Origin of the sequence: Undibacterium sp. FT79W, from assembly GCF_014284215.1 — a bacterium.
Taxonomy (GTDB): domain Bacteria; phylum Pseudomonadota; class Gammaproteobacteria; order Burkholderiales; family Burkholderiaceae_D; genus Undibacterium; species Undibacterium aquatile.
In genome coordinates, this window is the sequence record NZ_JACOGB010000006.1 from 268,465 (window position 1) to 292,011 (window position 23,547).

The 23,547-nt window shown below is 51.2% G+C and carries 17 protein-coding genes; 13 read left to right on the plus strand and 4 right to left on the minus strand.

The features are described 5' to 3' along the window. Nucleotides 1-661: 661 nt before the first annotated feature. The 7 genes from H8K38_RS12635 to H8K38_RS12665 all read left to right on the plus strand — a co-directional run bounded on the left by H8K38_RS12635 (nt 662) and on the right by H8K38_RS12665 (nt 7,059). On the plus strand, nt 662-1,693 hold the full coding sequence (locus H8K38_RS12635; protein ID WP_186885181.1) for a transporter: 1,032 nt from the start codon (nt 662-664) through the stop codon (nt 1,691-1,693). A gap of 50 nt (nt 1,694-1,743) precedes the next feature. After that, nucleotides 1,744-2,367 (plus strand): chalcone isomerase family protein, encoded by a 624-nt coding sequence (locus tag H8K38_RS12640; RefSeq protein ID WP_186885182.1) that lies wholly within the window; start codon nt 1,744-1,746, stop codon nt 2,365-2,367. A gap of 380 nt (nt 2,368-2,747) precedes the next feature. Further along, nucleotides 2,748-3,380, plus strand: coding sequence for a GTP cyclohydrolase II (gene ribA / locus H8K38_RS12645; RefSeq protein WP_186885183.1), 633 nt, complete (start codon nt 2,748-2,750; stop codon nt 3,378-3,380). 898 nt (nt 3,381-4,278) lie between these two features. Further along, the gene (locus H8K38_RS12650) at nt 4,279-5,001 is read left to right on the plus strand and encodes an ABC transporter substrate-binding protein (RefSeq protein ID WP_186885184.1); all 723 of its coding nucleotides are present in this window, start codon (nt 4,279-4,281) and stop codon (nt 4,999-5,001) included. A gap of 429 nt (nt 5,002-5,430) precedes the next feature. Continuing rightward, nucleotides 5,431-5,934, plus strand: coding sequence for a hypothetical protein (locus H8K38_RS12655; RefSeq protein ID WP_186885185.1), 504 nt, complete (start codon nt 5,431-5,433; stop codon nt 5,932-5,934). A gap of 27 nt (nt 5,935-5,961) precedes the next feature. Continuing rightward, nucleotides 5,962-6,102, plus strand: a complete 141-nt coding sequence (locus H8K38_RS12660) for a hypothetical protein (RefSeq protein ID WP_186885186.1) — start codon at nt 5,962-5,964, stop codon at nt 6,100-6,102. Between the two features lie 231 nt (nt 6,103-6,333). After that, entirely contained in the window at nt 6,334-7,059 is a 726-nt protein-coding gene (locus H8K38_RS12665; RefSeq protein WP_186885187.1) for a hypothetical protein, read from the plus strand. A gap of 281 nt (nt 7,060-7,340) precedes the next feature. Here the strand turns inward: H8K38_RS12665 and H8K38_RS12670 are convergent, their stop codons facing one another. Continuing rightward, complete coding sequence (locus H8K38_RS12670) at nt 7,341-8,183, minus strand: HDOD domain-containing protein (protein WP_186885188.1); 843 nt, start codon at nt 8,181-8,183, stop codon at nt 7,341-7,343. 604 nt (nt 8,184-8,787) lie between these two features. On the opposite strand from H8K38_RS12670, the gene H8K38_RS12675 reads away from it, so the two are divergent. Beyond that, entirely contained in the window at nt 8,788-10,971 is a 2,184-nt protein-coding gene (locus tag H8K38_RS12675; RefSeq protein ID WP_255422952.1) for a TonB-dependent siderophore receptor, read from the plus strand. 21 nt (nt 10,972-10,992) lie between these two features. Beyond that, nucleotides 10,993-12,291, plus strand: a complete 1,299-nt coding sequence (locus H8K38_RS12680) for a PepSY domain-containing protein (protein WP_186885299.1) — start codon at nt 10,993-10,995, stop codon at nt 12,289-12,291. A gap of 138 nt (nt 12,292-12,429) precedes the next feature. On the opposite strand, the gene H8K38_RS12685 is transcribed toward H8K38_RS12680, so the two are convergent. Genes H8K38_RS12685 through zwf form a run of 3 tightly spaced genes read right to left on the minus strand, consistent with a single transcriptional unit; the run spans nt 12,430 to nt 15,485 of the window. Further along, nucleotides 12,430-13,326 carry an SIS domain-containing protein gene (locus H8K38_RS12685; protein ID WP_186885189.1) on the minus strand — a complete coding sequence of 299 codons (897 nt, stop codon included), beginning with the start codon at nt 13,324-13,326 and terminating at the stop codon, nt 12,430-12,432. A gap of 13 nt (nt 13,327-13,339) precedes the next feature. Then, nucleotides 13,340-14,020, minus strand: coding sequence for a 6-phosphogluconolactonase (locus H8K38_RS12690; protein ID WP_186885190.1), 681 nt, complete (start codon nt 14,018-14,020; stop codon nt 13,340-13,342). 4 nt (nt 14,021-14,024) lie between these two features. Then, nucleotides 14,025-15,485, minus strand: a complete 1,461-nt coding sequence (gene zwf / locus H8K38_RS12695) for a glucose-6-phosphate dehydrogenase (protein WP_186885191.1) — start codon at nt 15,483-15,485, stop codon at nt 14,025-14,027. 389 nt (nt 15,486-15,874) lie between these two features. On the opposite strand from zwf, the gene edd reads away from it, so the two are divergent. The 4 genes from edd to ppc all read left to right on the plus strand — a co-directional run bounded on the left by edd (nt 15,875) and on the right by ppc (nt 23,462). Continuing rightward, the gene (edd, locus tag H8K38_RS12700; protein ID WP_222610842.1) at nt 15,875-17,725 is read left to right on the plus strand and encodes a phosphogluconate dehydratase; all 1,851 of its coding nucleotides are present in this window, start codon (nt 15,875-15,877) and stop codon (nt 17,723-17,725) included. Between the two features lie 148 nt (nt 17,726-17,873). Then, nucleotides 17,874-18,530 (plus strand): bifunctional 4-hydroxy-2-oxoglutarate aldolase/2-dehydro-3-deoxy-phosphogluconate aldolase, encoded by a 657-nt coding sequence (gene eda, locus H8K38_RS12705; RefSeq protein ID WP_186885192.1) that lies wholly within the window; start codon nt 17,874-17,876, stop codon nt 18,528-18,530. Between the two features lie 212 nt (nt 18,531-18,742). Further along, complete coding sequence (gene pgi / locus H8K38_RS12710; RefSeq protein ID WP_186885193.1) at nt 18,743-20,377, plus strand: glucose-6-phosphate isomerase; 1,635 nt, start codon at nt 18,743-18,745, stop codon at nt 20,375-20,377. Nucleotides 20,378-20,705: 328 nt separating this feature from the next. Further along, complete coding sequence (ppc, locus tag H8K38_RS12715) at nt 20,706-23,462, plus strand: phosphoenolpyruvate carboxylase (RefSeq protein WP_186885194.1); 2,757 nt, start codon at nt 20,706-20,708, stop codon at nt 23,460-23,462. Nucleotides 23,463-23,547: the final 85 nt, after the last annotated feature.

Sequence of the window (23,547 nt, forward strand, 5' to 3'; positions counted from 1 at the left end):
TTTTATTCGTTGATGATGACGGAACAAAAAAAGGCCGTCATCGTGTGTCTGTTTTTCTCTCTGTTTGTTTCGGGTTCGGATAGGCATCGTTGATAGTGCACCATCGTTGTAAATTTTCCTCAGATCGCTACAGGCATAGGCGATTAGAAGAATCGCCCCAAATGTTTTAAAAAATGTTAATCGATAACAAGCTGGAAACAGAGTCAATTCTCTCTGCTCTATGAAGCAGCAGATAAACCGCAGGTTTCTTTGTCTGATCGACATTATGCAGAAGATAACGCAATGTCTACATCTGATATTTCTTTGATAAATCAAGCTGCTACGGCAGTTTGCGCGTTCACGTTATGATTCGCTTCAGGCAGCACGCCTGTTTGTCTGAACTATTTTTTACATCATTTGCATCTGCTTTTCTTTTGTGGAAAAGCACGAACGAATAATCGCGATTTCCCGCGATTACACCAACTTCTGCAATTGAGCCGATCCGCATCGGCGACCTGATCCGCGCTTGCATTGTCATGACATCAGGTTCAGTTCACCGAAATAGTTTTTCTGCATGTCGTGTTTGGTATTCCCATAATAAATTCCGATCGATCGTGATGGCTGACTTCAGACCACTCTGAGGCAGCGCATTGGTGATCGGTCGTCATCATCAGGAGAAAAAATGAAATTTCCTCAGTCCACTATGCGCCGTGTTGTGCTCAGCACCGTCTTGTTTGGCGCGTCAGGCTTTGCTTCGTTTGCGCAGGCGGCAGAAAACAATGAAGTGGCCGTGCCTATGGGGTTCTGGAATCTGGACTCGGCAATTCTGCCTTTATCCGGCACATACGGACAAGTGTTGTTGGCGAATTATCGCGCTGACAGTGTGAAAGGCAGCGACGGCAATGACATCGCTTTCCACAAAAATATCAGCGGCATTCCGGTTACCGTGAATGGCACAGTTAATGCAAAAATCAAAGTTGACGGCATTATTCCCAAGCTCAATTACATCAGCGAAGAAGCAATACTTGGCGGCCGTTATGGCGGCTACATCGCGATTCCTTTGCTGAAAAAATCGCGCGATGTGGTGGTGTCGGTAACAACGCCGCTGCCTGCTGCACTTCAGCAAAAAATCGGTGCGCAGGCATCCGCAGCGGCCAGTGGCAGCACCAGCGGTCTGGGTGATATCGAGCTCGCTGGCTTCATCGGCTGGAAATATGAAAGCCTGTCGATTGTGGCGGCGATGAATGTCGATTTGCCGACCGGTTCATTTGACAGAAACAGCCAGGTGAATCTGGGTATGAATTCTTATTCATTCCGTCCTTTGGTATCGGCTGCATGGTCAACTGAATCTGGCTTTGATTTTGCGGCATCGCTGGCCTACAACATTAGCACCGCGAATCGCGATACTGACTATAAATCCGGCCAGTATCTGCATCTTGAATATGTCGGCAGCTACCAGTTTTCAAATAACGTCAAAGCAGGTTTGCACGGTTATTACCTGAAGCAAACGACCTACGATAAAGATCCGAACGGCACCAGTGCGCTGCCACTGATCAACGGCAATAAAGCACGTGCGGCGTCGCTGGGGCCGGTGATCAGCTATCAGACTGATGATCTGAAAACACAGGTGGAATTCAAGTATCTGAAAGAGTTTTCAGCACGTTCACGTCCGCAGGGCGATTTGTTTCTGCTGACGCTGAGCCGGATGTTCTGATCGCAGGACATTGCAGCTGATAACAAATAAAAAAATCTGAGGAGATACGCATGAAGACAGTAAAGCACACAAGGCAGATGACGCACATAATGCAGATGGTGCGCATGATGTTGATCGTTGTTGGTCTGGCTGGCAGTTTATCGCCAGCACAGGCGGCAAATGAAGCGGTGTCGCAAGTATTGGAAGACACAGTACAGGTTGAGGGGCAACGTTTAAACCTGAATGGCAGCGGCACGCACATCATCAAGCGCGTTAAAATTTTCAATATCGGTCTGTACACCACCAAGCCGAGAAATAACACGCCGGATCTGCTGGCGTCGCCGGGGCCGGTGCGTCTGAAACTGGTGATGGTGAAAGAGGTCGACAGTGAATTGATGAGCCGGCGTTTTCTCGCCGATATCCGTTCCAGCACTACCAAGGAAGAACGCAATCAACTGGTTTATCAACTGATGGCGCTTGGCGAAGGCTTCGCCAGAATGGGGGATTGGAAAGTCGGCGATGTGATGACGATAGACTGGAGCCAGGGCAAGGGCACCGTCTTTCGCTCGAACAACCGGCAAATCGGCGAAACGCTGAAAGACGATCTGACCATGCACGCGATTCTGAAAATCTGGTTAGGCGATAACGTCGCCGATAACAAGCTGAAACGCTTATTGCTGGGCGATAAAGAGTAATAAAAACTAGAAAAGGCGGCGCTCTGGGCATCGCGTCCAGATTGCCACTATCAGGAATGCATGACGATGATCTTATCGTTGCGTATTCCTGATTTTTTTTTGCCATGTGCTGTCAGCTTTGCATAACTTGAATTTTTCCACATCATCCCTATTTATTCGGGCAAGCAAAGAACGTCGCCGCAGAGCCTCAGATCCACATAGCAGGCATAGCGGACGTATCCGCCTCAGGTCGTTTATACTCTTGGTCTTCGCTGTATCAGCTGTATTCAATTTCTCAACTGATCGGCAGACGCATTTACCGCAACAGGATAAGCGCAATAGACGGCTATTGCGTTGCCCCGCAAGACGGGAATCCACTCAACAGAATTCGCGAGCACTGTATGTCAAGCAACAATCCGCCTGTAGAACAAGAAAAGCTGGCGCTGGAATACGTCGATTCCTGCAACTTACCGACGACATGGGCAAACTTCCGCATGCATGCGTTTGTCGAACCTGCGACGGGCAAAGAACATATCGCGCTGACGTTGGGCGACGTCGCCGATGGCAAGCCAGTGCTGGCGCGTATCCATTCCGAATGCCTGACCGGTGACGCCTTATTCAGCCTGCGCTGTGATTGCGGCCCGCAACTCGAAATGGCACTCAAAAAAATCGCTGACGAAGGCCGTGGTGCCTTGCTCTATCTGCGTCAGGAAGGCCGTGGCATAGGCTTGCTGAATAAAGTCCGTGCCTATCATCTGCAAGACGATGGCGCCGATACCGTCGAAGCCAACCAGCGCCTGGGTTTTGCCGCCGATCTGCGCAATTACAGTCTGGTCGAACCGATGCTGCAACATCTCGGCATCCATTCTCTGCGCCTGATGACGAACAACCCACGCAAACTGTCAGCGATGGAAGGATTAAAAGTCACGATCGCCGAACACGTGCCGCTGATCATCGAACGCAACCCCTACAACGACCGCTACCTGAATACCAAGGTCAGCAAACTCGGCCACATGCTGTCACCGGAACTCTGATCAGCCGGATAAATACTGTGGATAAGGCGGCTAAAAAGCAGCTAAGAAGCAGCTGAAAAGCAGCAACTGATCTGCGCTGATTTGATGTGCTCCAACATCGCACCACTACAAGCGGAACCGCAACAGGTTCCGCTTTTTTTATACCTGTAACGCCAGTAGTGCGCAAAAAATGGCTTCCGGAGCCAAAAATATACCCCCGGGAGTATATTTTAAAGCCCTTTGTTTCTAAGGAGATGAAGGCGTTTTCGCCACATACTCCCCTGAAAGTGCTTGTTTCAGAGAGGAATCATAGCAAGCGTAGGGTGCGTCATACGCACCAATTCAGGCGATGATGATTTGGTGGACTCGCAGAATCCAGCCCGGCATAAGACGCGCAATCATCATGTGCGTCGTGGCCAGCTCAGGCTGAGAGGCGAATGAACAGGTGAGTGCAGTTTGATTGATGAGGGGGGGGCGTAGTGCGTATGACGCACCCTACGGGGTACGCACGCTACGCTTGCTTAGATTGAAATGCATAGGGAAAGTCAGACATGCAAACTGAATTCTATGTCTGATGAAATAGTGAAGCCTGATAACAAACTCCTCATACCACGGACGCACAGAAAAACTACACATGTCGTTAATAAATGTGAAAAGTAGTGCTCACGGAATTTTGTACCGATAGACTTGATTCAGCGGAATAGCGAACAGCGCAAATGTGTGTTGAACGATATCTACAAAAAAACATTGCTTCTGTTTTTTGTTACGGGCTGCTTGTGTTTATTCTAGTTTGTCTGCACTTGTTATTACGCTTTAAATGGATGTGAAGGCTGTTGTTTTTCGAAGTGGAGAGGCGGTTTCAGAACGTACTTTTATAAATTTTCTATAGGAGAGAACACGCAAGTGTTCTGTAAAAATTATGAATTTCTTATTTCGCTCTGTAATTTTGTTTGGTACTTTGGTTTCTGGTTTTGCCCATGCAAATGACAATATCACGGTCAGTTTTAATGAGCGTCCTCCGTATTTAACACAAGGTACAGATGGTGCGGCATCGGGCTTAATCGGTACTGCTGCCAGCGAGGCATTCAAGGCCGCCGGGCTTGACGTCACATGGAGTAAAGTCCCTCCTAATCGTCAATTGATCGTGGTGAAAGAAGGCGGCAACAATTGTGCGATAGGCTGGTTTAAGACGCCAGAGCGTACGCAATTTGCAAAATTCACCAATCCTATTTATCGCGACAAACCGACCATCATTCTGGCCAACCCGAAGTTTGAGGGCAAGGATGGCAGCAAGCTGTCTGATTTGCTCACCGCAAAAGGCGTGCGCGTTTTAGTCAAAGAAAATTTTTCTTATGGTGGTTTCATAGACGGCAAGCTGGAGTCACTCAAACCCACCTTAGTTAAATCCAATGGCACGCCGAGCCAAATGCTGCAGTTAATCCATGCGCATACTGCAGATTTCATGTTTGCGTCGGAAGAAGAATCAAAATATCTGATAGAACAATCAGGCGTTGCCAGCAACAGTTTGAAGCAATTGAAAGCCGCTGATATGCCAAATGGCGAATTTCGCTACATTATGTGTAGCAATCAGGTGCCGGATAGCGTGATTAGTCGTCTCAACAAGGTGATCAAGTTTAAATAAGCATGCATAGACAGTGATCAGCCAGCCGGATTTTGCACAGTTCGTGCCGGCGTCTTTGTAAACCTCAGGGTGTACGCCAGCAAATAAAGTGTAGCGCTGCTCACCCTGATGGCCGTCCATATTTGCTGATCACACTGTGTGTCCCAAGATGCACCATCGCAAGCGTAGGGTGCGTCATACTTACCAATTCAGGCGATGGTGATTTTGTTGGTTGCTAGTCAGCGGTTCTGCATAAGATGTTTAATCATATGTGCGTCGTAGCCAGATTTCAGGCAGAGAGGCGAATGAACAGGTGAGTGCTGTTTGACTGATGAGAGCGGTGCGAATGGCGCAAGCTACGTCACCACCTAATACATATTTATTCTTTTGTCTTATTTGCTATATTTGAATGATAATATTATCTTCAAATTTGCAGTGGTAGAGGAAAGAATGAAAAATTCAGCATTTATCGCTATGGCTACTGTCGCCCTCGCTGCATGCGCCACCACTGGCGACCAAGCACTATCTCAAGCGCAGGCCGGTAATTTTCAAGCATCAAAAGCACTTTCTCTTAAAGCCATTCAAAACGGTGAGAATTTGCCTGTGAATTGGTACATACTTGCTTATTCGTATGAGAAGCTGGGAGATAGCCAGCGCGCAATACGTTGCTATACCATGTCGGCTAGATATGGGCATCCACGAGCGCAGCTAGTCCTATCAACAAACAAACTACCAGTTCCGCCAGCTGATCTTGTTCAAAATAGCAACGCAAATGCAGAATTAGGAGCTGCGGCTCTCATCGGCGTGCTGAATTATGCTGGTAAGGGAAATTACTACAATCAAAACAACCCTCAACCATCACAGCAGTCGCATCAAGTAATCCAAGTCGATACGCCGCAGATAACTTGTAAATCCGTCAAAGTCGGAATCTACACTACAACCAAATGTGATTAAGTATTTAGCACGCGTTGGATGAGTCCTATGCAAAGAACTACTCAACTGACACACGTTGGTATTCGCCTGCCGAAAAATTACGACTACCTGACTTACCACCAATTTAGCCCGAAGCAAATCCAGGGCATACCATCAGAGTTGTTCTTGCCTAAAAAAGCTGAATCCTGATGGGTTCAGCATCACTGCCTGATGGCTGCTGTTATCGCGCCACGCCTTTTTTGAGGGCTTTTAAATATACCCCCGGGAGTATATTTAAAAGCCCTTTGTTTCTAAGGAGATCAAGGTGTTTTGGGCGCATACTCCCGTAAAATCCCTTTTTTAACGGTGAGAGCAGCATGTTTGAAGCACTCTACTGTGTACGCATGCTACGCTTAATGAAACAGAAAAGAGGAAGTATCAATGGCAATTAATATAAAAGAAATTAGCTTCGACATTAATCACTTGTCGATTGATACGTCATCAATTCAAAAATTTATAGATCTTGCGAATAAAGACTTTGAAGATTCGGCAAATCAATTCAACAATGAATTAAATAATCATCAGATATATGATTCGCACTCGCTGCTCAATGCCCCCCGAGCTATTCACGCTTTATTTTCCATATATGCGCTTGGAATAGTTCACTGTTACACGCTACTCGAAAACAATCGAAAAGAAATCATTTCTAAGCAATTGCAAAAAAAAGTTAATGACAAAAATAAACGCGATGTTGAATATTTAATCGGGAAACTTTCAGACTCGAAAAGCATAGGCATCATCTTAAATAAAGTATTCGAAATCACTCATACAAGTATCGTGAGCTATTCGTTAGCTGATGAGTTTAGACAAGTTAATAATGCCATTAAGCACAAGCGATTCTCCTACAGCCAAAATATTAACGTGGATAAATACGGGATTTATGACATCGCTAGATTAAAAAAGCTGTATGAAAAGCATACTGCTCTACGTGAATATCTCGTCGGACTCAATTCAAAATGTGAAAGTAGTTTGAAATCAGAAAGCATAGCAACAGATTGTTCTTTGAAAGCGGCAAGAAAAGCAATAGAACCCAAAGATACAAGTAAAAAAAATCAATCAAACAACGCAAGACAAAAAGTGTCAGCAAAGAATAAAAGACGGAGCTAAATGCGCTTTTGGTTTGAGACTTTTACAAAGCGCAGCGGATTCATTCTTGAATTACTATGCTTTATCGCTGCTGTTTCACCACCAAGCCTGTTTTGAGGGCTTTTAAGCTTTAAATATACCCCCGGGAGTATATTTAAAAGCCCTTTGTTCCTAAGGAGATGAAGGCGTTTTTGGCTCATACTCCCCTGAAAATGCCTTTTTCAGAGGAGTGTCGCAGCGTTCGGGCGGTGATATTGTGGGTCGCTGTTTTGTGACTGTTTCGTGCGCTGATGCTGGTGTTATCAAACATCAATTTGCTGTTTCAGTTTGTTAAATTCGTCACCGGCTTCCTGCAGTACCTGATCCAGCACTTCCTGATCCAGCCCGAGGCTGTGCCACGATAGCGCGGTGATTTCGGGGGTGGTGTGATCGGCGCTTTCGGTGACATTCAGGACATGGGCGATACCGTTGGCGACGTGGACGATGGTTGCCAGAAAACCCAGCCCGGGTTTGTCCGGTTGGTGATGACCGGCAATCGCGTTTTTCATCTGATCAGAAAAATTCCAGTACATCGCCAGCTCTTCGCCGACGGCGGCATGATCAATGCCGAGAATTTCTCTTTCGGCGTCAAACTGTGTGCATTGGTGTTCGGTTTGCCAGGCGATGACGTGTTCGTATTCGGCGCTGTGGTAAGTGACCAGCACCAGTGTGCCGATATCGTGCAGCAGGCCTGCGGTGAAGGCGACATCCAGACTCAGGTTCAGGCGTCGCGCGAGAATTTTTGCGACGATGGCAACGGCATTCGAATGGCGCCAGAAATCTTTGTGACTAAAGCCCTGACAATTGTTTTCGGGGAAGCAGCCGGTCAGCGCCGCGGTCACGATAATTTGCTTAACTGTGGTCAGCCCGAGCAGGGTAATCGCCTGCTGTATGGTCGTGACTTTGAATTGCGTGGCGTAATACGCGGAATTGGCCAGCCTCAGGGTTTTTGCGGTCAGGGCGATATCGCGTGTGACTTTGTCGGCTAATTCGTGGGTATCGACATCTTCCTTGTCGATGTTATTCAAAATCTCCATAACGACCGCAGGCAGCGTCGGCAAGTCTTTGACTTCTTCAACAATCTGATGAATAGCTATTCGGTTCATGTCTCACTCCTTTGCTTCGAGGGTCTGTTAACATTTAAATGGCGGGATGCGTTCAAACCAAAACGTGGGCTGGCAAGGCGTGCGGTGTAGTCAGGGCTGGTGCCCCTGACAAGACGCGCAACGCAGTCCAGCGCGCGTTTTGGTTTGAACCCGAAGGGAAAGGGGTAAAACAGCCGCATGACTTTGTTGCATCCCGCTGACAGTGATCACACTGCGGCGCGGGTTGCGCCTAGCCCTGCAACTGTTTTACCCCTTTCGCACACGTAATTTAAATGCTAACAGACCCTAATATTACTCAAAAAGACAAGAGGTGGGGTGGCCGTTGCAAAATTCTATGCGGCTTGATTTGGCTTGCGTCAAGTTTGTATGTGGCTAGTGTCTGGAACAGAGTATTGCGTATGTCGATGACGAACCCTTGATTCCAATGGCTGAGGATCACGCGCCGAAAAAACATAGAAATGAATTTAATGTAAAACGCAAATGAGAATGATTTGCGTTAACTTGTTTGCGTGAGTACAATGTTGCCATTCATCTTCCATGCCTATTTTGCTGTCGGGCATGGCCTGCAGGCATTTTTCTACTCAGATCAATTTCAAGGCTATTTATGATTCAGCGCATTTCACATTCTGTCCGGCAAGACTCTGATTCGACTCCCGAAAACGCTTTCCGCCTGCGACCAATGGCGTGGGCATTATCGATTGCGTTGCTGTCGCCAGCCGCCGTGTTGGCAGATAACGCTGCACCAGCAGGCGAGGACAAAGTCGCGTTGCCGGAAGTGGTGGTGAAGGGCGCTGCGGTGAATGAGCCTACGACAGAAAAGAGTGGCGCTTATTCGACGCGTAAGAGCGCTTCGGCAACGGGGCTGGATATGTCCTTGCGGGAAACGCCGCAATCGGTGTCGGTGGTGACCCGCGCCAAAATGGATGACTTCAGACAGCTCAGTGCCAACGATGTGCTGGCCAATACGACCGGTGTGTCGGTAGAAAAAGTGGAAACAGATCGCACGTATTACATGGCGCGTGGTTTTGACATCATCAATTTTCAGTACGACGGTATCGGTTTGCCGTTCACCTCTGGCTTGTTGTATGGCGATATTGATACGGCGATTTACGACCGCGTGGATATCGTACGTGGTGCGAATGGCCTGATGTCATCGACTGGCAACCCGTCAGCCACGGTTAATTTTATTCGTAAGCGTCCGGTCTATCAGTTTCAGGCATCGTCCGGGCTGACGCTGGGCTCGTGGAATACGCGCAGGCTGGATGCCGATGTGTCGGGTGCGCTCAATGAAGCTGGGACGGTCGCCGGGCGTCTGGTGGTGGCAAAGCAGGCTGGGGATTCTTACCTCGACCGGTATTCTCCGGGAAAAACCGTGGTCTATGGTGTGATCGAAGCCAATCTGGGCGACGCCACCTTGCTGACGCTTGGGCATTCCCATCAAAAAGATGATGTCACTGGTGGCATGTGGGGCGCGCTGCCTTTGTATTACACCGATGGCAGTCCGACCAATTACAAAACATCTGCCAGCACGGCCGCTGACTGGTCAAATGCGCAGACGCGGAATGAACGTAGTTTTATTGAATTGAGTCATCAACTCAATGAAGACTGGCAAATGAAATCAACCGTCAGCCGTAACCGGTCGGCATGGGACTCTAAACTATTTTATGTCTATGGCACACCAGACCGTGCGACGGGTCTGGGCTTATACAGTTACCCCTCGCTGTACAACAGTGTCAACACACAGACGATGTTCGATCTGTCTGCGAGCGGCAAATTCACATTGGCCGGACGCAAGCATGATCTGAGCGTTGGTGCGAACTGGTCGAAATCGAATATGAATGATATTTCCCATTATGGCGTGGGCATCGGTACCGCGTTACCGGATATCAGCAACTGGACGGGCAATTATCCAGAGCCAGCATTTAACGCTTCGATTGATGGCAGCGACTATGAAGACAAACGCACGACGATCTTTATCGCGTCCCGTTTTAACCTTGCTGATGAGTTCAAATTGATTGCCGGTGTAAATCGCACGAAGGCCGAAACCAAAGGTAATTCGTATGGCGTCAGCAGCGCAAAGAATGCCAGCAAAACCACGCCTTATCTGGGCCTGGTGTATGACCTGACACCGTATGTTTCAACGTATGCCAGCCATACCGAAATATTTAATCCGCAAAGTGAAATTGATGCCAGCGGCAAGACGCTCGACCCGGTCAAGGGAAAAGGAGATGAGCTGGGCGTGAAAGCGGAACTGTTTGAACGCAAGCTGAATCTCTCGGCTGCTGTCTTTAAGATCAGGCAAGAGAATGCAGCAGAGCAGGCGGGTTATATCGGTGCCAAGGCTTACTACAGGGGTATCGATGCGACGTCGCAAGGCTTTGAATTCGATGCCAGTGGCGAGCTTGCCAAGGGCTGGAATCTGAGCGCCGGATATACTCAGTTGAGTCTCAAGGGCAGCAATGATAAAGACGTGAAAACCTATGTGCCAAGAAAACTGTTCCGTCTTTCAACGACATATCAGTTACCGTTTCTGCCGCAGGCAAAAGTGGGCGGCAGCCTGAACTGGCAGTCGGATATTTTCCGTGATGAAGGTTCCGGCAACATTATTCGTCAGGGCAGTTATGCCGTGCTGAATCTGATGGCACGCTATGACGTGAATCCTAAGCTCAGCGTTGCGTTGAATCTGAATAATGTCAGTGACCAGAAATATCTGACCAGTCTGTACTGGAGCCAGGCTTACTATGCCGCGCCACGCAATGGCAGCGTGACGGTCAACTGGAAATATTAACTGACGGCTTGATATATGCAGATGCGACCTGTTTTCGTGTTGTTGCACCGCTGGTTTGGGCTGGCGGTGGCAGTTTTCCTGTTTGTTTCCGGCCTGACCGGTGCGGTCATCTCGTGGGATCATGAACTTGATGCCTGGCTGAATCCGCAACTGTTTCATGCCCGCAGTGCGATGGATGCGGGCGAGGCAAATGCAGACCGGCGTCATGTCTGGTCTGGTCTGGAGCTGGCAAACAAAATCGAGGCAAATGATCCCCGTATCCGTGTGACTTATGTTCTGAGCGAGGAGGAACCCGGTCACACCATACAGATGTCGGTAGAGGGAAAGATCGATCCTGCCACGGCGAAGCCTTATGCGCTGGGATTCAATCAGATCGCGGTTGATCCGGTGACGGCCGAAATACAGGGGAAAAGGCAATGGGGGGAAATCTCGCTGAGCCGTGAAAATCTGCTGCCGTTTTTGTACAAGCTGCATTACACCATGCATCTTCCCGAAGTGTCCGGCGTCGAGCTGGGTATCTGGTTGATGGGGCTGATTGCCGTGGTGTGGGTACTCGATTGTTTTATCGCATTGTGGATTTCCTTTCCCAACTGGCGCAGCTGGCGCAAATCGTTCGCTTTTCGCTGGACACAGGGCGGGCACAAACTGAATTTCGATCTGCATCGTTCCAGCGCCGTGTGGCTATGGCTGTTCATGCTGTTGTTGGCTGTCACCTCGGTGTCGATGAACCTGAATACACAAATAGTGCGCCCCGTGGTCGCATGGTTTTCACCTTTAAGTGAGGATGTGTTTGCCAGCCGTGTGCCGCGAGCGCTGGAGCAACCCATCATTCCGGCGATCAGTCGTGAGAGCATTGTTAGTCTGGCCAGGCAGGAAGCGCAGCAACGGGGCTGGAGTCTGCCTGCTGGCGGTATCTTTTATTCGTCTGCGTTTGGTGTGTATGGGGTGGGCTTTTTTGAAGCCGGTAATGATCATGGCGATGTCGGTCTTGGCAATGCCTGGCTGTATTTTGATGGCAAAGATGGCCGCGCTCTTGGTGGAAAAATTCCCGGTACTGGCAGTGCGGGAGATATTTTTTTGCAAGCGCAGTTCCCGCTGCATTCAGGACGTATCCTTGGCCTGACCGGGCGCATACTGATTTCATTGATGGGGCTGGTGGTGGCGATGCTGAGCGTGACCGGCATCATCATCTGGGTCAGAAAGCGACGGGCAAAAATGGTAGCGAAAATGGCGGCGGAAATTAAGATAAATAATATTCAGAAAGTTATGCCAGCCGCTATATCAAAGCCGATCTCAAAAGATGTGGCGAGTATGAACTGATCGGACTGATTGGGCTGATTAGGCCGATTTGGGCATTTCTGTTCTCAGCAACGTCTGTTGTCAGCGTAGAGAGGGCTCATTTCTTTAACAGAAACGAGCCCATTTTTCTGACTTACTAAGCTATTCAGTCCGCTATATTCAGCCCGCTTTAGGTACCAGACGTTTTTCACTGATGCTGGCTTTTGCCCGTTCCAACATGTCGATCGCAGCGGGGCCGCGCAGCAAAGTGACAGCCACCGCCAGCGCATCGATATAGGTCAGATGGGCGAGGCGGGATGTCATTGGCGTATAGATATCTGGGTCTTCTTCCACGTCCACGCTGATGTGCACATCAGCCAGCTCTGCCAGCGGGCCACCACTGGCGCACAAGACCAAAATCTTTGCCCCCGCCTGTTTGGCGAGTTGCACGCTATTGATCAGATCGCGTGTACGGCCTGTGCGGGAAAAAGCGACGACGACACAATCGCTATTCAATAATGTTGCTGATTGCGCTTGCAGATGGGCATCGCAAAAAACCGTGGTGGGTATGCCGAAACGGAAAAATTTCAGTTGCGCATCAATTGCCAGCGCACCCGAATAACCGAGTCCGTAACACTCAATCCGGCGCGCTCTGGCAAGTAATTGTACGGCGGCTTCAAAGCTGGTGACGTTTGCATTATTTCTCGCTTCCATCAGCGCCGCGATGGTGCGGTCAAACACTTTTGGCAACACATCACGCACATGATCAGCCTGATTCACATCCAGATGCAGATACGGAATGCCGGTGGCCAGGCTTTTTGCAAATGCCAGTTTGAATGATTTGAACCCATCGAAACCCAGACTTTGCGAGAAGCGGGCGACTGTCGGTTCGCTGACATCGCAGGCTTGTGCCAGCACGCGTATCGACATTTCCAGCGCATCATGCGGCTTTTGTAGTAAGAATTCGGCAACCTGACGCTCGGCGCGACTCAGCGCGGTGCTGGCGACGCGGATGCGGGCCAGCAAACCTTTTTCCGTTGGTGTTATCGAGGAAGGAGTGGAATGCGAATTTGCCATAGTTTCTTATTTTTCAGGGACACCAGAAAACATCAATCGGGCAGCCTGCATCGCGTAATAATGCGCTGATCGGTAACTGCTGTTGGTCGGCGTCTTCCAATACGCGACGTTTTTCTGCGCCAGTCATCAGTAGCCAGATCCGCTCGGTATTGAGCAGGCGGGGCAGCGATAACGACATGCGACTTTGCTGGGTTTGCGGATGGTTGGCAGCGAGGCAGGTGCGTTGATCCTGCTGTACCGGTGCACCGGGAAACAGCGAGGCGATATGACCATCCGCACCCATTCCCAGCAATACCGCACTGAAAGCCTGTGGCAATTGTTCGCGCAGGCGGGCATCAATCGCGGCGGTAGCGTCGGTCGGAGTCGGCGCTGTATTTTTCAGTGACAACAGTTGCCAGTGCTGCTTTGCTGCGGATAAAGGCAGACAGCGCCGGAACAAGCCTTCATTGCTTTGCGCATCGTCGTCATTGACCCAGCGTTCATCGGTGGCGACCAGCGTGACGGGCTGATTCGGTGTTGTGCTTGCATTCAGCAAAGCATCAAGCCGCCGGTACACCGGTGCTGGCGTGGTGCCGCCGGCCAGCGCAAAACTAACGGGTGCCGTGGCGCTGTGGATGATGTCCAGCCACTGCTGGCTCAGACTGGTGCTCAGCGTATCGATGTCATCAAAATCGTGGTAACGGATAGTGCTCATGGCGTCAGCTTTCAACGTATTCTTCGCCCCACGCAGCGCCGTGCTGCGCTAGCAGATAACTGGCCGCTGCGGGGCCCCAGCTACCGGCGATATACGATTTCAAGCCTTCGCTATCGTTTTGCCAGGCGTTCATAATCGGGTCTATCCAAGACCATGCGGCATTGAGTTCATCATCGCGGACAAACAGCGTCAGGTCGCCATGCATGGCATCGAGCAGCAAACGTTCATACGATTCAACACGGCGTAAATTGGATGCTTCGGCAAAATCCAGATTCAGTGCCACATCAGATAAGCGTATGCCTTCGCCGGGTTCTTTGGCCTTCATGAACAACTGCACGCTTTCTTCCGGCTGCAAGGTAATTACCAGACGATTCGAGCGCATAGGCCCTTGCGACTGACCAAAAATTGAATACGGTATCGGTTTGAAATTGATCGTGATTTCAGCGCTGCGGCTCGCCATGCGCTTACCGGTGCGCAGATAAAACGGCACGCCGGCCCAACGCCAGTTATCAATTTCAGCGCGGATCGCGACAAAAGTTTCGGTGCGTGATGCAGGCGGTACGCCGGGTTCGGCCTGATAGCCTATGACAGGTTTGCCATCGACCGCACCGGCGCGATATTGCCCGCGTACGGTTTTTTTGCTGACTTCTTCATTCGTGAATTTACGCAGTGCGCGCAAGACTTTAACTTTTTCATCGCGGATCGCATCCGGATTCGCATTGACTGGCGGCTCCATCGCGACGATGGACACCAGTTGCAGCAAATGGTTTTGCACCATGTCACGCAATGCGCCGGTATGGTCGTAAAAATCACCACGCGATTCAACGCCGACTTGCTCTGAAATTGAAATCTGTACATCCTGTATCCACTTGCGGTTCCACAAAGGTTCGAGGAAAGAATTGGCAAAACGCAGCGCGAGCAGGTTTTGCACCATCTCTTTGCCGAGATAATGGTCGATACGGTAAATCTGATGTTCATCCAGATAATTACGCAGCGACTGGTTAATTTCTTTGGCTGATTGCGCATCGCGCCCCAGCGGTTTCTCGACCACGACGCGGGCGTTGCCCTTGACCAGACCGTGTTTTGATAATTGCTCAACCACCGGGATGAAAATGTCCGGGCCGGTTGCCAGATAGAACAGCGTGGCATTGCTTGCCGAGGTGTGCAAACTGCTTTTCAGGACGGCGAAATCTTCAGGCACCCGCGCATCGATTTTGGCGTAATCCGTGCAAGCGAGGAACGCGGCGAGTTTTTCGGCGCTGCCACCGATCACTTTTCCGGCGTACTGGCTGACGCTGTCACTGACACGCTGACGGAATTCCTCATGTGTTAAGGCTTCACGCGCCGCACCGATAAATTTGAATTCGCTGTCGAGCCGGCCATTCACAAAAGCGCTGTACAGCGCCGGAATGATTTTGCGTTTGGCGAGATCGCCGGTGCCGCCAAATAAGACAAAAGTGGTCATGCTGACTCCGTGAGGTGTTCTGATTAGTTGCCTGAATTAATTGCCCGAAATGTGTTGACGCATACTTCGTTGTTCTCATTGTTACCGATGATGCTGATAAGTTGATGAATGCAGTATGGACAGCCTGATTATGCCAGAAAAGCTACAAAAATGTAGTTTCATTACGTTAATAAAGAACATTTTTCATTGAAAAGTGCGTTAAAAATGAAATTATGAAAGTTTGTTACAGAAATTTATGATTTATGGTATCTTTCTGCTCATTGTATTCAGGCGGCCTTCTGATGGTCTTGTATGTGGGCTGAAGCAGATGCAGAACATCTGCAGTGTCACTGCCTCGCTGCCTGATCAGACGCTTTACTATTACGCCCACAGGGCATCAGGTGAGTTAAATGACGACATCCTCTTCATCAACATCGATTGCGTTGCACCCGGTTATCGCTCAGGTGACACAACGCATTATTGAACGCAGCAAACCTCTGCGCACTGCCTATCTTGAACAATTGGAGAAAATGCGTGGACGTGGTCCGCGCCGCGCCAGTTTGTCGTGTGCGAATCAGGCGCATGCGAATGCAGCGATGGGCAATGGCACCAAGATCTGGCTGAATCAGGCGCAGAAGCCGAACATCGGTATCGTGACTGCATACAACGATATGTTGTCGGCGCATCAGCCGTATGAAGCTTACCCGCAGCAGATTCGTGATGCCGCGTTGCGTTATGGTGGCACGGCGCAGGTGGCGGGTGCGGTGCCTGCGATGTGCGATGGCGTGACACAGGGGCGTCCGGGTATGGAATTGTCGTTGTTTTCGCGTGATGTGATCGCGCAGGCGACAGCGGTGGCCTTATCGCACGATGCGTTTGATGCGACCTTGTGTCTCGGTATCTGCGACAAAATTGTGCCGGGGCTGCTGATCGGTGCGCTGGCTTTTGGTCACTTGCCGACGATTTTTGTGCCAGCCGGGCCTATGGGTTCTGGCTTATCAAATAAAGAAAAAGCCGCTGTGCGCGAACGTTATGCGCAGGGCAAAGCAACGAAAGAAGAATTGCTGGCTGCCGAAAGCGCCGCGTATCATAGCGCTGGCACCTGCACATTTTATGGCACGGCGAACAGCAATCAGATGCTGCTCGAAGCGATGGGCTTGCATCTGCCAGGGGCGGCTTTTGTTCATCCGTCCGACCTTTTGCGCAGCGCGCTGACCGAAGCGGCGGTGGAGCGTGTACTGCAACTGACCGAACAAAGCGGCAACTACAAACCTATCGGCCAGCTGGTCAATGAAAAAACCATCGTCAATGCCGTCATTGCTTTGCTGGCGACCGGTGGTTCGACGAATCACACCATCCACTGGATCGCGGTGGCACGCGCCGCTGGCATCCTGATCAACTGGCAGGATTTTGATGAGTTGTCTTCCGTGATTCCTTTGTTGACGCGGGTCTATCCGAACGGCACGGCAGATGTGAATGCATTTGAAGATGCCGGTGGCCCGACGTTTGTGATCCGCGAATTATTATCGGCGGGTCTGATGCATGGCGACGTGATGACAGTCTATGGCGATGAGGGTTTGCATTCGCATACCGTGCGCCCGGTGCTGAACGATGCGGGGCAACTCGCATGGCAGGCGCAGCCTGCATTATCAACCGATACATCGGCGGTCAGAAATGTCACAGAGCCGTTTGCCACAACCGGCGGCCTGCGCCTGCTGCAAGGAAATTTAGGACGTGCGATCGTCAAAGCCTCAGCGGTACCTGAAGACGCCTGGATTACCACAGCGCCAGCCAAAGTATTTGAATCGCAAGAGGCGCTGGTCAGTGCGTATAAGGCGGGCGAGTTGAATATGGATTTCGTGGCCGTCGTGATTTTCCAGGGGCCGCAGGCCAATGGTATGCCTGAGCTGCATCATTTCACGCCTGTGCTGGGCAGCCTGATGTCGGCCGGTTATAAAGTGGCGCTGGTGACGGATGGCCGCATGTCGGGCGCTTCCGGCAAAGTTCCGGCAGCATTGCATGTCAGTCCGGAAGTGGCGCAGGGCGGGCCATTGGGTAAAGTGCGCGATGGTGATCTGATCGAGCTGAATGTGCATACCGGCGAATTGCGTGCACTGGTGAGCGAAGACGAGTGGTCGCAACGTTCTGCACGTGGCTTGAGCAAAGAAAATATGGCGGGCTATGGTCGCGACCTGTTCGCTGCACAACGCCGTGTGGTGACGGCACCAGAGCACGGTGCATCGACCTTATTCATCGACTGATATTGGTAGAACTCAGTACGCCACGTATGAGCAGTAATACATAGTGGTGTGCATCGCGGTGTGTATAGCGGTATGCATTACACACCATCCGGACAACATCAACACACTAGCGCTGCATCAGCGCCAATGACATTCAGCAGAGGACAACATGAGTTTAACCAGACAAAACATCATTACCCAACTCGCCCAGGTGCGCGTCTTACCGATACTGGTTGCCGATGATGTGGAACAGGCGATTCGTTGCGTGACGACGTTGGCAGAAAACGGTTTGCCTGCCGTTGAAATTACCTTGCGCACGCCGAATGCGCTGAATGTATTGCGCGAAGTGGTGCAAGCCTGCCCGCAAGTCACCGTCGGTGCTGGCACGATACTGACAGCAGCGCAACTCGATGCCGTGAAAGAGGCAGGTGCAGCCTTTGGCATCAGCCCTGGCATTACACCGGCACTGGCAAAAGCCGCAGCAGAATCCGGCCTGCCATACTTTCCCGGTACTGGTGGTGCCAGTGATGTGATGCTGGCGCTGGAACATGGTTTTGATGTCGTCAAACTGTTTCCGTCAGATGTCGTCGGCAGCACCAAAATGGCGAAAGCACTCGGCGGCCCGTTTCCCGATGTCCGCTTCTGCCTGACTGGTGGCGTCACGCTGGAAACCACACCGGTGCTGTTGCAGCAGCCGAATGTTTTATGCGTCGGTGGTTCCTGGATGTGTCCGGCGAATCTGATTCAGAGCGGTGACTGGGCGGCGATTGCGCAGCTTGCGGCAGCCGCGGCGAAAGCTGCCGGGGCTGGAAAGTCTGGCAGCTAGTGATTGCTCCGTCACATTCTGCCACGTTGCTGTGCCGCAGAAGGTGAGATCAGATGTGGCTGTAGCGCTGAATTTGGGCTGCATTTGGTCAAAATATACTGGGGGGAGTATTTTTTAAGCGCCTTTGTTTTCAAGGAGATGAAGGTGAAAATGAGGCATACCCCCTCATTTCTTTGTTTTTTCGGTATCCGGTAAGGTAAAAAAGCACGCTCATGGCCACTTCTGTTTCCCGCACGCCGATCTGGTGTCTGTTGCAGCAACGCGCAACGAATCTGCCCAGCCTGAAAGAATTGTTCCGCGCTGATCCGCAACGCTTCAGCCATTTTTCCGCTTCCGCCTGCGGCATTCTGCTCGACTATTCCAAGCAACGCATCGACACCACGGCAAAACTGAATCTGCTGGCACTGGCGCGGCAGCAGGATGTCGAGGCGCGGCGCGATGCCATGCTGCGCGGCGAGGCGATTAATCTGACCGAAAACCGCGCCGTGCTGCACACGGTCTTGCGTTTGCCGAAAGGTGAAAGTTTTTATCTGCATGGCGACAATATTGCTGCCGACGTGCATAAAGTGCTGGCGCAGATGCGCAGTTTCAGCGATGCCGTACGCGAAGGGCGTTGGCTGGGCTATAGCGGCAAGGCGATCCGCACGATAGTGAATATCGGCATAGGCGGTTCTGATCTCGGGCCACAGATGGCGTGTATCGCACTGGCGCCGTGGTCGCAGAAAAATCTGTCGCTGCATTTTGTCTCGAATGTCGATGGGCGGCATGTCGCTGATGCGCTGGCCAATGCCGATCCGGAAACGACTTTGTTCGTGGTCGCCTCAAAGACTTTCTCAACCATGGAAACCCTGACCAATGCCCGCACCGCACGTGAATGGATGCTGGCGCATGGTTGCCCGGCAGAGCAGATTCGTCAGCATTTCGTTGCCTTGAGTACGAACGTAAAAGCCGCAGCCGATTTCGGGATTGCCGAAGAAAACGTCTTTCCGTTCTGGAACTGGGCAGGTGGGCGTTATTCGATGTGGAGTGCGATCGGGCTGTCGATTGCCTTGTATGTTGGTATGGACAAGTTCGAAGAAATGCTGGCTGGCGCGCATGAAATGGATCTGCATTTTGCGCAGGCGCCGCTGGAGCAGAATCTGCCGGTGCTGATGGCGTTGATCGGCGTCTGGAATATTAATTTCCTCGGTTTGCATGCCTTGTCGATTGCGCCTTATCACCAGCGCATGACACGCGTACCGGCCTATCTGCAACAGTTGGAAATGGAAAGTAATGGCAAATCTGTGACGCGTGAAGGTCAGCGTGTCGATTACACGACCTCGCCGATTTTGTTCGGCGAAGCGGGCACGAACGGGCAGCATGCGTATTTTCAATTGCTGCATCAGGGCGCGACGATTATCCCAACGGACTTCATTGTTGTCGCAGACGACGATGCAGGTTTGCCCGGACATAATCAGGCCTTGCTGGCAAATTGTTTCGCACAGTCGAAAGCGATGGCACTCGGGAAAAGCAAGGAAGAAGTAAGCGCTGAACTCGGTGATTTGCCGGAAAAAATGTTGGCGCCGCGCGTGTTCGAAGGCAATCGCCCGACATCGACGTTGCTGCTGGATAGCCTCACGCCGCGCTCACTGGGCGCGCTGATTGCGCTGTACGAACACAAAGTATTCGTGCAATCGGTGATCTGGGATATCAATGCATTCGACCAATGGGGCGTAGAGCTGGGTAAATCACTCGCGCAGCAATTGATCAGCCTCGATCCGGCGGCAGTCAAGGAAGACTACGACAGTTCGACCAAAGGTTTGTTGCAGGCAGTCAAACGCAGTCAGAAACTCAAAAAAGCTGCCTGAAATCAGTTGCAAACGATTTACTTAAGCAGGCGGGGGGGGCGCTGCAGCCGTGTTTTCGGCTGTGTAAGCGGCGGTAGACATAGCTAGGCTGTAAGTCTGTCGTCAAGCTTGCTGGGTATGCTCGGTTTAACTGATCATTTTCTGAGGTGGGTTGAAATTATCTGAATGTCGCCGGAATCCGGTGACATTATTCAGAAAAATGACTGCATTGACTATCCGGCGATGCGCGTGAGATTGCGAAAAAGCGGCAAGATTTTTCATCAATCTGCTGACCCGGCTAACGTACAATTTTCCCAGCATGTATTTTCACTTCCATTACTAACTCAACATGACCGATAAAGACGATGATAAAGACCAGAGCCTGCGTGAAGATATTCGCCGGCTGGGGCGCCTGTTAGGCGATACGGTAAGAAATCAGCATGGAGACGAGGCTTTCGACCTGATAGAACGGGTGCGGCAGAACTCGATACGCTTTCGTCGTGACGCCGATCAGGCCGCACGCGTCGAGCTGGAATCTACCCTGAATACGCTGACCAACGACCAGACCACGCAAGTAATCCGGGCGTTCAGCTATTTTTCACATCTGGTGAATCTGGCCGAGGATCAGCATCATATCCGCCGTTCGCGTGCACATCAGATCGCCGGTTCAGCGCCGCGTCAGGGCAGTCTTGCTTTTACGATCGACGCTTTGTACAACACTGGTCACAGCACGCAGCAGTTGCTGGATTTTTTTGAGCATGCGCAGGTGGCACCGGTGCTGACCGCGCATCCGACTGAGGTGCAACGCAAGAGCATACTGAATTGCCAGATGGTGATTACCCGTTTGCTGGATGAACGTGATCGCATGCAACTGACGCCGGAAGAATCAAGCGCGAATGAGGAAGCGCTGGCGCGCGCCGTGCTCACACTGTGGCAGACGCGCATGCTGCGCATGTCTAAGTTGTCGGTGCTCGACGAAGTGGAAAACGGTCTGAGTTTTTACGACTACACTTTCCTGCGCGAATTGCCGCATCTGTATGCGGGGCTGGAAGATTTGCTGGCATCCAAAGATCCGTCATTGCAGCAAATGGAATTGCCGAGTTTTATGAAAATGGGCAGCTGGATCGGCGGCGACCGCGACGGCAATCCTTTCGTGACCGCCCCCATTCTGGAAAAAACGCTGGCAATGCAGGCGACGCGTGCATTCAAGTTTTATCTTGAAGAGATACACACGCTGGGTTCGCAGTTGTCGATGGCAACTCTGCTGGTGAAAGTCTCAGACGATTTGCTGGCGCTCGCTCAGCGCTCACCCGATCATTCGCCGCACCGTGCCGATGAACCGTATCGCCTCGCGATCAGCGGTATTTATGCGCGTCTGGCCGCGACTTATACACAATTGCTCGGTCTGTTGCCGACGATACCGCCCAGTGGTGACGCGGCGCCGTATGCGTATGCCGAAGAGCTGGCAGCCGATCTCGATATCATTCACCAATCCTTAATCAGCAATGGTTCTGCGGCGATCACCAGAGGCCGTCTGCGCCATCTGCGCCGTGCGGTGCGGGTGTTTGGTTTCTATCTGGCACCGCTGGATTTGCGCCAGAATTCCGACGTGCATGAACGCGTGGTTGCCGAGCTGTTGCAGGCTGCCAATCCGGAAATCGATTACCTGTCGTTGAATGAAGATCAGCGAATCGAGTTGCTGGTGAAAGAGATCAGTTCGGCGCGACCTTTGGCATCGCCGTATCTGACTTATTCTGAAGAAACGCAATCGGAACTCGCGATTTACCGCGCTGCTGCGACGGCAAAACAACGCTACGGCGATGGAGCGGTACCGAATTGCATCATCTCAAAAACGGATGGCGTTTCCGATATGCTGGAACTGGCTTTGCTGCTGAAAGAGGCGGGTTTGCTGCATCCGGCAGAAGGGCGTCTCGATGTGAATATCATTCCGCTGTTTGAAACCATCGAGGATTTGCAGAACAGTGCGCCGGTCATGGATAGATTATTCAGCATTCCTGCTTATGCGCGTTTGCTTGGCAGTCGTCAACAAGCGCAGGAAGTGATGCTGGGCTATTCGGATAGTAATAAAGATGGCGGCTTCCTGACTTCCGGCTGGGAATTGTATAAAGCTGAACTTGATCTGATTCAGGTGTTCGCGCGACATCAGGTGCGTTTGCGTTTGTTTCATGGCCGCGGTGGTTCTGTCGGTCGTGGCGGTGGCCCCAGCTATCAGGCAATACTGGCGCAGCCTGCCGGTGCAGTGCAGGGGCAGATTCGTCTGACGGAACAAGGCGAGGTGATCACTGCCAAATACGGTAATCCGGAAGTCGGTCGCCGCAATCTGGAGGTGCTGGCCGCCGCGACGATGGAAGCGAGTTTGCTGGCGCATCAAGAAGCGCCGCCGCGTCCGGAGTTTTTATCGGCAATGGAAGAGTTATCTGCGCATGCCTTTAAAGCTTATCGCCATCTGGTCTACGAGACCGAAGGTTTTGAGCAGTATTTCTGGGAATCGACGGTGATTTCTGAAATTGCCGGTCTGAACATCGGCAGTCGTCCGGCGTCACGCAAAAAATCGACAGCGATTGAAGATTTACGCGCGATTCCATGGGTTTTCAGTTGGGCGCAATGCCGCCTGATGCTGCCAGGCTGGTTCGGTTTCGGCGCTGCTGTGCAGGCCTATTTTCAGGCGCATCCGGACAATGGTTTGCAGACCTTGCAAGCGATGTTCCGCGACTGGTCTTTCTTCAGTACCGTGCTATCGAATATGGAAATGGTGCTGGCCAAGAGTGATATCGGCATTGCCAGCCGCTATGCGGAACTGGTCAAGGATGACAGCTTGCGCGCACGGATCTTCCCGCGTATTCAGGCTGAACATGCTTTAACGATAGAGGTATTGAAATCCATTTCCGGGCAGGATGAATTGCTGGCAGCGAATCCTTTGCTGGCGCGTTCGATACGGAATCGTTTCCCTTATCTATCGCCACTGAATCACGTACAGGTTGAGTTGCTCGAACGTTTCCGTCAGGGAGATACGGATGAACGCGTGCGTCGCGGCATACATTTATCGATTAATGGTATTGCTGCCGGTTTGAGAAACAGCGGCTGATCCGTTGACAGATGCGGAAATAATGGATGCAAAAAAAGCCTCTCGATTTGAGAGGCTTTTTTTATACGAACCGGCGGCAGAGCAT

Excerpts from the sequence above, each read along its gene's own strand:
- H8K38_RS12635 (WP_186885181.1), top strand. The coding sequence starts at position 662 with ATGAAATTTCCTCAGTCCACTATGCGCCGTGTTGTGCTCAGCACCGTC.
- H8K38_RS12640 (WP_186885182.1), top strand. The coding sequence starts at position 1,744 with ATGAAGACAGTAAAGCACACAAGGCAGATGACGCACATAATGCAGATG.
- ribA (WP_186885183.1), top strand. The coding sequence starts at position 2,748 with ATGTCAAGCAACAATCCGCCTGTAGAACAAGAAAAGCTGGCGCTGGAA.
- H8K38_RS12650 (WP_186885184.1), top strand. The coding sequence starts at position 4,279 with ATGAATTTCTTATTTCGCTCTGTAATTTTGTTTGGTACTTTGGTTTCT.
- H8K38_RS12655 (WP_186885185.1), top strand. The coding sequence starts at position 5,431 with ATGAAAAATTCAGCATTTATCGCTATGGCTACTGTCGCCCTCGCTGCA.
- H8K38_RS12660 (WP_186885186.1), top strand. The coding sequence starts at position 5,962 with ATGCAAAGAACTACTCAACTGACACACGTTGGTATTCGCCTGCCGAAA.
- H8K38_RS12665 (WP_186885187.1), top strand. The coding sequence starts at position 6,334 with ATGGCAATTAATATAAAAGAAATTAGCTTCGACATTAATCACTTGTCG.
- H8K38_RS12670 (WP_186885188.1), bottom strand. The coding sequence starts at position 8,183 with ATGAACCGAATAGCTATTCATCAGATTGTTGAAGAAGTCAAAGACTTG.
- H8K38_RS12675 (WP_255422952.1), top strand. The coding sequence starts at position 8,788 with ATGATTCAGCGCATTTCACATTCTGTCCGGCAAGACTCTGATTCGACT.
- H8K38_RS12680 (WP_186885299.1), top strand. The coding sequence starts at position 10,993 with ATGCGACCTGTTTTCGTGTTGTTGCACCGCTGGTTTGGGCTGGCGGTG.
- H8K38_RS12685 (WP_186885189.1), bottom strand. The coding sequence starts at position 13,326 with ATGGCAAATTCGCATTCCACTCCTTCCTCGATAACACCAACGGAAAAA.
- H8K38_RS12690 (WP_186885190.1), bottom strand. The coding sequence starts at position 14,020 with ATGAGCACTATCCGTTACCACGATTTTGATGACATCGATACGCTGAGC.
- zwf (WP_186885191.1), bottom strand. The coding sequence starts at position 15,485 with ATGACCACTTTTGTCTTATTTGGCGGCACCGGCGATCTCGCCAAACGC.
- edd (WP_222610842.1), top strand. The coding sequence starts at position 15,875 with ATGACGACATCCTCTTCATCAACATCGATTGCGTTGCACCCGGTTATC.
- eda (WP_186885192.1), top strand. The coding sequence starts at position 17,874 with ATGAGTTTAACCAGACAAAACATCATTACCCAACTCGCCCAGGTGCGC.
- pgi (WP_186885193.1), top strand. The coding sequence starts at position 18,743 with ATGGCCACTTCTGTTTCCCGCACGCCGATCTGGTGTCTGTTGCAGCAA.
- ppc (WP_186885194.1), top strand. The coding sequence starts at position 20,706 with ATGACCGATAAAGACGATGATAAAGACCAGAGCCTGCGTGAAGATATT.